8 protein-coding genes and 2 pseudogenes are annotated in these 9,408 nt (G+C 52.1%); 4 read left to right on the top strand and 6 right to left on the bottom strand.

Translation table 11 applies throughout. The annotated features are described in order from the left end of the window. Both GS630_RS22310 and GS630_RS22130 read left to right on the top strand, forming a co-directional pair. Window positions 1-314: pseudogene (locus GS630_RS22310) on the top strand (hypothetical protein); the annotation flags it as partial. Between the two features lie 596 nt (window positions 315-910). Then, window positions 911-2,254, top strand: a complete 1,344-nt coding sequence (locus GS630_RS22130; protein WP_245223071.1) for a phospholipase D family protein — start codon at window positions 911-913, stop codon at window positions 2,252-2,254. Window positions 2,255-2,313: 59 nt separating this feature from the next. Here GS630_RS22130 and GS630_RS22135 read toward each other — a convergent pair whose 3' ends face one another. Further along, a complete protein-coding gene (locus GS630_RS22135; protein WP_171712265.1) occupies window positions 2,314-3,654 on the bottom strand; it encodes a serine hydrolase in 1,341 nt (446 codons plus the stop codon). A gap of 363 nt (window positions 3,655-4,017) precedes the next feature. Here GS630_RS22135 and GS630_RS22140 point away from each other — a divergent pair, with 363 nt between their 5' ends. Beyond that, complete coding sequence (locus GS630_RS22140; protein WP_171621517.1) at window positions 4,018-5,979, top strand: amidohydrolase; 1,962 nt, start codon at window positions 4,018-4,020, stop codon at window positions 5,977-5,979. On the opposite strand, the gene GS630_RS22485 is transcribed toward GS630_RS22140, so the two are convergent. The 5 genes and pseudogenes from GS630_RS22485 to GS630_RS22160 form a co-directional block, all read right to left on the bottom strand. Continuing rightward, a complete protein-coding gene (locus tag GS630_RS22485) occupies window positions 5,933-6,484 on the bottom strand; it encodes an META domain-containing protein (protein ID WP_371809158.1) in 552 nt (183 codons plus the stop codon). The two genes, GS630_RS22140 and GS630_RS22485, sit on opposite strands and share 47 nt — an antisense overlap. Further along, window positions 6,476-6,720 (bottom strand): annotated as a pseudogene (locus tag GS630_RS22145) (YbaY family lipoprotein); the annotation flags it as partial. The pseudogene GS630_RS22145 and the gene GS630_RS22485, both read right to left, overlap by 9 nt. Before the next feature lie 230 nt (window positions 6,721-6,950). Beyond that, the gene (locus GS630_RS22150; RefSeq protein WP_171621518.1) at window positions 6,951-7,694 is read right to left on the bottom strand and encodes a DUF302 domain-containing protein; all 744 of its coding nucleotides are present in this window, start codon (window positions 7,692-7,694) and stop codon (window positions 6,951-6,953) included. Further along, a complete protein-coding gene (locus GS630_RS22155; protein ID WP_171181882.1) occupies window positions 7,688-8,086 on the bottom strand; it encodes a DUF4345 domain-containing protein in 399 nt (132 codons plus the stop codon). The genes GS630_RS22150 and GS630_RS22155 overlap by 7 nt, the downstream gene beginning before the upstream one ends. Window positions 8,087-8,268: 182 nt before the next feature. After that, on the bottom strand, window positions 8,269-8,568 hold the full coding sequence (locus GS630_RS22160; RefSeq protein ID WP_171237876.1) for a hypothetical protein: 300 nt from the start codon (window positions 8,566-8,568) through the stop codon (window positions 8,269-8,271). 572 nt (window positions 8,569-9,140) lie between these two features. On the opposite strand from GS630_RS22160, the gene GS630_RS22165 reads away from it, so the two are divergent. Further along, the coding region (locus GS630_RS22165; RefSeq protein WP_171712267.1) for a DUF805 domain-containing protein at window positions 9,141-9,408 on the top strand (268 nt) is incomplete at its 3' end.

A 9,408-nucleotide genomic window follows, 5' to 3' on the forward strand; every position in this document is an offset into this window, starting at 1 on the left:
CGGTTGAGAGGGTCGATCTCGACGGAGATCTACAACCCGACTGGGTTCTGAATGAATCTGGATTCGCGTGTTCGAGTGCTGCATCTCTTTATTGCGGAACTGGTGGATGCATGTCGCACTTCTTGATTGAAGAGGAAGTTCACTCCTTGCTCAATCGAGGCTGGACGGTCGTCGAATTCGGGCGTCAACGCATTGTCCTTGCAGATGTCCACGGAACTAATTGTGACGGAATAAACCCGACGCCTTGCGCAACAGCCAGTGTTTGGGATGCGGAAGCAAAGACGTGGCGCTCGTCTGCTGGTGATTGGGAGTAAACTGTAATTGGGCACCGCAGATAAGCCTGAGAGCCTGTATGTTCGGGTTCCTCAGTGGCATGCAAACCTGTTGGCAAACTTCCAAGCTTTTCTTTTATGAAATCAATGTCAGAAACGCAGCGTTATGAGCGTACCCACATCCGGTCTCGGAAATTGCAACGTCTTGTTACGAAGGTCCGCTTTGGGCTGACTGCGGTCCTTTGGAGTAAAAATACAGATGGCCGCAAAGTTCGCATTGCAGTCATTGAGCGGAATTGAGCGAACGTCTGCCTTGAGCCCAAAGCGAACAAACTTTGGTGCTCAGTCGGTTGCTCTGACCCAAACTCTTGAAAAACAATCTGTAGATAGGCCAATCTCAGCTGCAAGGATAATCCGAAGCGCCATTTATGGAACCCTGAATGCGGCTAATCAGAATATGTTTGATTTTGGTGGCGATGATGGCAGTGGCCATAGTCGGGTTAAGGTGGACTTTTCCGCTTCCTAGTGAAAATTTTTCTGAGCCAACGTTTAAGAAAGATGCTGATTGGGACGGGCCATTAGGTGCAACAATAAAAAACGCACTTGAACGTAACCCTGGGCTCGACGGTGTAAGGCCTTTGGGAAATGGACGCGCAGCCTTTGCGGCCCGGGCGATCCTCGCCCGAGAAGCGACATCCTCAATCGATGCTCAGTACTACATCTGGCAAGATGACGTTACCGGCCTAATGCTTCTTGAAGAGCTTAGGGCAGCAGCAGAGCGTGGTGTGCGCGTCAGATTGCTGGTCGATGATAACGGTATCTCCGGATTGGATGATTTGCTCGCCGAACTGAACGCTCTGCCGCATGCAAATGTACGCATTTTCAATCCGTTCACTTTGAGGAACCCAAAACTTCTGTCCTATGCATTTGACTTTGGACGCCTGAACCGGCGGATGCACAATAAATCAATGACTGTGGACGGGGTCGCCACGATAGTTGGGGGACGCAACATCGGTGACATCTATTTCGACTACGGGGTGGGAACGCACTACCTGGATGTAGATGCGATAGCCATCGGCCCGATTGTAGATGAGGTGTCGCAATCATTCGACGCATATTGGAATAGTGCCTCCGCGTACGACGCTGGGCTCTTTTTGGAAACTTTGGCGGAAAAAAGCCTTAAAGCAAAGGCAGACACCGCGCGCCAGACTGCGGTTGGCGCAGGCTACCAAAGGGCAATTCAGGATAATGAACTGGCCGACCGGATAGCGGCACATGATCTGAAGTTCGAATGGAGTGAAGTCACACTTTTTGTCGACGATCCGTCAAAAGGGTTGGGCGAAGTCGAGAGTGAAGACCTGATTGTCGAGCAACTTATCGAGTTTGCCAAAACCTCTGAAACCTCGCTAGACCTTGTTTCAGCGTATTTCATTCCGGGGGAACGAGGGGCGGAGGTTCTGGAAGGGTTGGCAAAGTCCGGAGTGAAGGTCCGCGTCTTAACCAATTCACTGGATGCCACGGATGTAATGCCCGTTCATGCGGCCTATATGCGTTACAGGGAAGACTTGCTCAACAGTGGTGTAGAACTACTTGAGCTTCGAGCTTTGCGGCGCGAACATCGCGAGCGCAGCCTGCCCGAGATGCTGGCAGGATCGGCCTCCGGTCTACACGCAAAAGTCTTTGGATCGGATGGAGAACGGATCTTCATAGGCTCTTACAACCTTGATCCCAGGTCCGCGCGGCTGAATACAGAAATGGGCCTTATGATCGAAAGCCCAACGATTGCTGGGTCGCTTGCGGAGCAATTGAACCGGCCTGAGTTTTCTTATCGCGTCGAACTTAACGACAGCGGCGAGATCATCTGGCGGCAAGAAGATCAGGATGGAACAGTCACCATTCACACTGTGGACCCGGAAACCAACGGTTTACAGCGTGCCCTTACGGCCGTGGTCAGGTGGCTGCCGATTGAATGGATGCTCTAGTCACCATATGACCGACAATTCATTGACCTGCGGCCAGAGACGCAAGTGAGTGATCTGACCTACAGTGAAGTCACAATGGCCCTGGCGTAGGCTTCCATATCGATACTCGCGCCTCCAGTTGCGTACCAAACGACAACGGCGTCCTTTCCTGGCGAGACATAGATTCCTTGGCCATTCATTCCACTTTTGTAGAAATCGCCATCGGCAAAAACGGCATCCCATTGGTATGCATTTGCCATCGGTTGTTCACGGAATGCTTCAGAAAGGTGTGGGCCGAGTGTTCCCTTCATGTAGTTTTCGGCAACGCCCGCTGTTTGGATCGTGTCGATCATCTTTTCAGATACAATGCGGTCTGACGCTGTCTTGTCCCAGCTTGGCGTGTAGAGCAGACCAATCTTTCCCATGTCGATCAATCGGCTGCTGATCAGGCCGTGTATTATGCCGTTTCCTTGAGGTGACAGCGCCAGGGTGGCATCGCCAGTCATTCCAGCTTTGCTCCAGACCCGCTCCGTGATCGCTTCACCAAGTCTCTGGTTCGTAACGGCTTCAATGACGAGACCAAGCATTTGTGTGTTTGCAGAGGAGTATTCGAAAGCCTCAGCCGGTTCCCGCAGTTTGGGTATAGCAAACAGGGCTTCGTTATGAGTTTGCAGAACGCCTTCTTCGTTCGGAACACCAACCTCAGCCCTGACAAAGCGACCATATGGTGTATCGCCTTTGCGTGAGAGGGGGTTCTCTTCCAGATCCAAACCAGACTGCATGTTCAGGACGTCGATGACTTTAATGTTCTCCCAAGCTGTTCCCTTGGTGCCCTTGACATAGTCGCCAACCGTTTTCTGAACGTCGATCTTACCCTCATCTTCCAATTGACCGATCAGCAAGCTCGAGAGAATCTTTGCATTGGACATCCAGACGTGGTTGTCCGTCCGGCGCATTCCTGGGTAGGCCTCGTAAGCGATTTCGCCGTTGTGAAGAACCATAACGCCCTGCACTGTGGAATCATCAGCATTAATCATCTCGTCGAGCGAGACAGCATTGCCGTCAGCGCCTGGGACGCTCGTCGCTCCTATGGCATCGTTAAAGTTTGTCGCAAGCATCGCGACGGCCCCGTCGCGACGAATGACAGAACTCGGCAAGAACTCGGCGAGGTTCATGTACGAAAACGCCCCGGCTTCGGTGATGTCGAGAAACTTCTGTAAATTCCATTCAGAGCTCAGGTCGTAGGCTTGCTTGGCTGAGTAACCATTCCTCAGGTCACGGATGGAAAAGTCTTCTCGCGGCGTCGCGTATGGGTCGTCCTCAGCATGTACAGGAGAGGTTCCAAGGCTTTGCATAATCAAACCTCCAATAAGCGCAAAAACTGGAAAATTGGACTTTGAAAGTAACGAAGTGTTTGGCATGGCAGTATCGCTCCAAATGAATTGCAACTGAAGTATGGCCGCGGCCAGCGTATTGAAATCTGGTTTTCGAAGAACTGAACAACGTACTTTTACTCGTCAAAGCATAGTCCGTTCTCTAGGGAATTCGAGAATTACTGCCGCTCTCCCTTACCTGGTGAAATTTCCATTTTGTTCGCATTGCAGTCATTCCGTGAATTTGGGCGAATGTCTGCCGCGAGACCACGGCGGGCAACGAAAGTGGCTTTCAAGTTTATGTTGCTCAGTCAGTATTGAGTGGCTGGCGACTTAGGTTGACACATCGCCGACCAGCCTGCTCTGATCGAAGCAATTTATTCATGTCCGTAATCCCATTCGGAGGCATCAATGAAGTTCTTTAAGTCTCTCACAGTATTCGCTTTCGCATTCATGCCGCTTCACAGCGCTGCACAGTCCCCCTCATTGCAAGACGCTTTCGAGCGTTTCCCTGAGTTTCCCGACACAACTGTCTACGTCGGTGGAGAAGTTCTCACCATGAATCCGGACGCCCCGCTGGCTGAGGCAGTGGCCGTTAGAAACGGTCGAATTACTGACGTCGGAACTCTGGAGGAAATCGAGGGTCGCCTGCCCGATGGAAGTTATTCAATTGACCGCAGCTTTGAAGACAAGATTATTGTGCCGGGGTTCATTGAACAGCATTTGCACCCGCTTCTGGGCGCACTTGCGATGATGTCTGATGCCATCATTTCCATCGAGGACTGGCAATCGCCAGCGGGATTTGCGCCTCTTGCCAATAGCGAGCAGGAGTTTCACCAACGTCTTTCCGAGGTAATCAACACTTATGATCCAAGCAGCGGGCGGCCGCTGATGGTCTGGGGGTATCATGCGTCATGGCACGGCAGCATGAGTCGTGCGATTTTGGACGAACTGGCCCCCGACATTCCGCTGGCTGTATGGCAACGCTCCACCCATGAGATGTACTTCAACTCGGTTGCCCTGGAACAACTTGAAATCACAGAAGAATACATTGCCAGCTGGTCAAGTGAACTGGCTAGGTCTCAAGCCAATCTGGATAAAGGCCTCTTCCTTGAAGCTGCTTTCTGGGAGCACGTGTTCTTTGAGAAATTTGCTCCGGTCTATGCATCCATCGACAGGGTTATGGAGGCGCTGGAGTTCACAGAAGATTACTATCACCGCAGCGGGATTACGACCCTTGCAGAGCCTGCTGGTCCTGTTGATCAGAACGCCCAAGCTCTCGTAGCGAAAGCGTTCGGGCCAGACGACACGCCTTTCAATTTTTATTTTATTCCGGACGGTCGGACGCTTGGCGGTTTGTTTCTGAACACAGAGGGCCCCGAAAAAGTACTGACCGAGACCGAAGCCATGCTGGCGTGGAGCGAAGGCCGAACCCAGTTCCTGCCCAAGCAGGTCAAGCTGCTGTTGGATGGAGCGATCTTCAGTGAATTAATGATCATGCGCGACGGCTACTTGGACGGGCATGAAGGTCAATGGATCATGACGCCCGATTTCTTCAAGCAGGTGTTCGACCTTTATTGGGACGCGGGCTTTCAGGTCCATGTTCATAATCTTGGAGACGGCGGTCTGGACATTCTTCTTGATGCCCTTGAGGCCGCCATGCAACGCAATCCGAGATATGACCATCGCACCGTCGTTGTACACTTTGGCTACGCTCAACCAGATCAGATCGCACGCATTAAACGTCTTGGTGCCATTGTCAGTGGTAATTCTGTCTACACGCCGACGCTCGCAGATCGGTATGCCGCAGGCAGCGTTGGGAGCGAGCGCACAGAGCGCATGGTGCCTTTAGGCGATGCCGTTCGAGCAGGTATCCCCTTTTCGATGCACTCGGACATGCCGATGGCTCCCGCAGAGCCGCTGAAGTACATGTGGGCTGCTGTCAATCGGATTTCCACAAGTGGTCGTATCGTTGGTCCGGACCAACGCATCAGTGCAGAAGATGCCCTGGAAGGTATTACCATCGGCGCAGCCTATTCCCTGCAACTGGAGGATGAAATCGGTTCTATCGAGCCGGGCAAACTGGCCAACTTCACAATCCTCGAAGAAAATCCGCTAACTGTAGATCCTTTGGCGCTGGCCGATATCAAAGTGTGGGGTACTGTCCTTGAAGGCCGTCTTCAGCCCGCTCCTCCCGCCGCAGATGGAGAACATGACGAAGCCGATGCAAGCCAGCTCATCTATAATCCGGAACGTGTGCTGATGGCGTCGCTACGCCACGCACGCAGTAAGGCCCACTATCACGATCACTCGCAATCCACACAGCCTAACGTCTTTGATCCACTCGGAATTTCGACCTTTGGTTCTCGTTGATTGTCGCTCGAACAAGTCGGATGATTGCACCAACTCGCTTCGAAACGCGCGGTGACAATTCTGGCGTTTTGCGCAGGCGCAGAACCGTCGCTCCCGCTGCGTTCTTGAGTGCCAAGTTTGCTCCGTTTGTCACGTAGCCCACTGCTGCGGACAAGGCTTTGATCGTATCCTGCTCAAGCTTTTCCCGCTCCTCAGGACACGCCATCTTTGTTCCTGCGAAGTTGCCCGGCATACTGAACTCACCCTTGGCTGCGTCAAGGGTTCCTGTAAACCGGTTACGTCCTCCGTACGGGCCAAACTGGCCATCTTGATCAATTGTCAAGGAAGGAGGGTTCTCAGCAATGAGCATACACCCTGCGATCTCGTAAACTTCCCAAGCGGTATCGTAGATCGATTGTTCTGGGTCGTTGCCCCCGGCTCTCCTTGGCATCATCTCTAAAACGAGTTCAGCAGAATTTGGTGCGCCACGGGTGAGTACAGGTGTCGCTGTCGTTGAACGAAACATCACGTGATCGTCGGAAATGATCCTGGCAGCCACCGTGTAGGTATGCGCTCATCGATGAGATCTGTGTCGAAGGCAATTTCAACTGTTCTGGGGACACCCGCAAGTTTGAACCTCTGGGAAGACAGCCGAACAGAAGGTGTATCTGCACGCGAAGTATCCAGGAGTTCAACTTCCAATACGGCATTAGGTGGAAGAGCGATCCGCTCCCGGTAGGTCACAGTGGTTTTCACATGCATTGTCTCAGCGACTCCGGACGAAGCGATATAGAGCAGGACAGCTGCTCCGAGCCCAAAGCGGACGACGAAAAGATGGCCAATCGATAATTGGTATCTATTGCGTTTTCCAAACAGCGGCTACTCAATTGCCGTGCGAAATGTTGCGGTCAGCCGTTTGTTCAAACCGTGATGAGGTTCGGCTGAAGAACCGTAGTGCAACTCCGCCAAAGCGGCGATGTCATTGAAAATGACTACCGAGCCACCTTCTTCATGCGCGTAAACCAATAGTTTTGGCAAAAGGCATCCAAACCAATTGCCGGAAACCCCGCCATTGCTACGCCACCGGGCGCTGGGCCTCCGAACAGCAAGAGAACCGTATCCGGCAGCTCCACCCCTAGTAGGGACGCTTCGGTCGCAAAATCAATCTCCCCAAACCAGACCGTATCGTTCTGCTCCATCACAGTCGCCCTGAGACGTTTCACTGCCTCTGTTACGCTGAGCTGAGATCGCAGATCGATGATGCCATAGTTAGTATTCAATCCGTTGGTCGGCGCTGGTGCTGCATCTAAGTCCTTAAGAACTTCGAGCAACTTGCTCTGAAACGAATTCAACGCCTGGGTGTTATTCAGATCATGCCTAACTTTTAGAAATTGAGAGTCTGTGTAGACGATCTGCGGGCGACCATCCTGATCGAATGAAAGAACGCGAAACGGAAGGTCCAGACCTGCTCGTACGTTCTCTTCCAGTACAGGTGTGTTTATCTCCGGATCAGAGAAAATGAGTACACGAGACGCTGGCATTTCTACGCCTTCGGCTTTGGCCAGACGCGAATGATCTATCGATGCGATTGGAGTAGCTCCCGCTTCGTCAACGGCAGTCTCAAGCTCTAAGAGGTTGTCGTCCACCGCGGTCTGGACAGATGACGATTGTGCCAGAGCGGATGTCGAAACTGTTAAAGTCGCAATCATCGAGAAAACAAAGCCTAACCTCACCATTTTACCACTTCTGTTTTTATCGTACTTTTTTTCAGGGAAACCGCGGCCAGAGCCGCAAAAGCTATCTCGGCCGCTAGGTAAAACAGAAGTAGCTCGTTCGGAACTCCATCGATAAGAATGCTTAGTATGCGTCCAACGGCCAGTCCCGACATAAATAAAAAAAGAACCCACAGCGCGGGACGTTGTAATTCTGGTTTCGAAGCGGCCGCCAACCAAAACAACGCGTTTGCCAGGTAAAGACCCATAATTGCTCGGAACACGTGGGTTTGGTTCGTCCCTTCCACCGGAAATCCTAGCAAAACTGGGATCGAACTGCCGGGCATCAGGCCATATGATAACGCAATTGGCACGAGGCCGACGGCAGCAAGCAGAAGGACTAGTCTAGCACTCATGGGGGACTCCTTCTCGTAGAGGTTTCGCTTTTTTCGCAAATCCTAATCGGTTTTTTGGGCATCCGGTGATCCGAGGCGGATGCCCACGCTGCGCTCTGAAAGGCGTATACGACAGGCCAAGTCGAGTTTTCTGAAGAGCAAGCCGGTGCTGCGCAGCCGATTTCGGCTACGCGACAGACTACTCACAGTGCGCCTTCGTCGCCCAGAAACTCGATACCAGCTGTCGCGCCATCAGTGTAAGCAATGCAATTCCAAGGAGCACGGTCCTCACCAACACCGACAGTAACTTGTGTTCCAGCTTCGCTAAACGCGGATGAGAGCACAACGACTTGCGAATTGTTCGTTGTCTTGGCCACATCTCGCAAACACGCCTGTTGAGCGGGTGTGAGTTCGGCGGACGCATTGGATGTACCCGTGTCGTCGCAGGCCGCGAGCAGTGCAAAACAAGTTGCGCTTGCAATCATCACCATCTTGTTGGTCATTTTCTTCTCCCTCTGAGTCTGTTGAAGTTAATGAACTTGGATGCGCTTGTTTGAGGCTCTCGCCTTTGGGCAGCCGACAGAACAGACAACGTTCCTGTGACGACCTTTCCCAAAACTTGCCGCGGGGGGGCTTGGCGGGCAGAGCACTATTACTTTGACTGCCAAGACCTCCAACAACGTGGGATGGCCGAATGAAATCACTGGCAAAAGCTAGAGCAAACTCTGGAAAGAGGGCGAGTACATTAAGTCTAAGCATCGCGCTCTCCCAACGACTGATCCGTGTAAAGTGCCTTCCGGCTGCCAGCACTCACTCCAGCGGCCGGAAGGGCTCGGCGAAGCGAGCAGCAACGACAACAACGGAGGTAAAATGAAAGTTGCGTCGAATTCGCATGTTTGAATCTAATTTTTTATAAATCAACATTTTTTCCGCGCGCAAATTTCGCTACCTTTTCATAGAATAGTTTTTTGGCGTTCAAACACAAAATGAAGGTGGGAAAACCCAGAAGGGCAAGTCTGTTCTATTAGCTAGCGAGACGTTCTGAGGCCGCACAGAAACTTAGAAAGGGTTGAAAATGGGGTTTGTGGAAGCAGTTAAAACGTGTTTCTCGAAATACTTCCAGTTCTCCGGTCGGGCTATACGCTCAGAATACTGGTGGTTCTTCTTGTTTGTGGTTCTCGTGAGTGCTGCTTTGGCTGTGCTGGATACTATCATATTCGGGACCGACCCTGAAACAGGGCAGGGATCTCGCGTCATTTCCTCTGTTTTCCAACTGGCTGTTCTCATACCTATGCTGGCCGCCGGTTGGCGGAGACTGCATGATACAGGACGACCTGGCTGGT

This window comes from Ruegeria sp. HKCCD7303 (assembly GCF_013111185.1).
Taxonomy (GTDB): Bacteria; Pseudomonadota; Alphaproteobacteria; order Rhodobacterales; family Rhodobacteraceae; genus Ruegeria.

Coding starts and splice junctions, on each gene's coding strand:
- GS630_RS22135 (WP_171712265.1), bottom strand. CDS start 3,654: ATGCCAAACACTTCGTTACTTTCAAAGTCCAATTTTCCAGTTTTTGCG.
- GS630_RS22140 (WP_171621517.1), top strand. CDS start 4,018: ATGAAGTTCTTTAAGTCTCTCACAGTATTCGCTTTCGCATTCATGCCG.
- GS630_RS22485 (WP_371809158.1), bottom strand. CDS start 6,484: ATGTTTCGTTCAACGACAGCGACACCTGTACTCACCCGTGGCGCACCA.
- GS630_RS22150 (WP_171621518.1), bottom strand. CDS start 7,694: ATGGTGAGGTTAGGCTTTGTTTTCTCGATGATTGCGACTTTAACAGTT.
- GS630_RS22155 (WP_171181882.1), bottom strand. CDS start 8,086: ATGAGTGCTAGACTAGTCCTTCTGCTTGCTGCCGTCGGCCTCGTGCCA.
- GS630_RS22160 (WP_171237876.1), bottom strand. CDS start 8,568: ATGACCAACAAGATGGTGATGATTGCAAGCGCAACTTGTTTTGCACTG.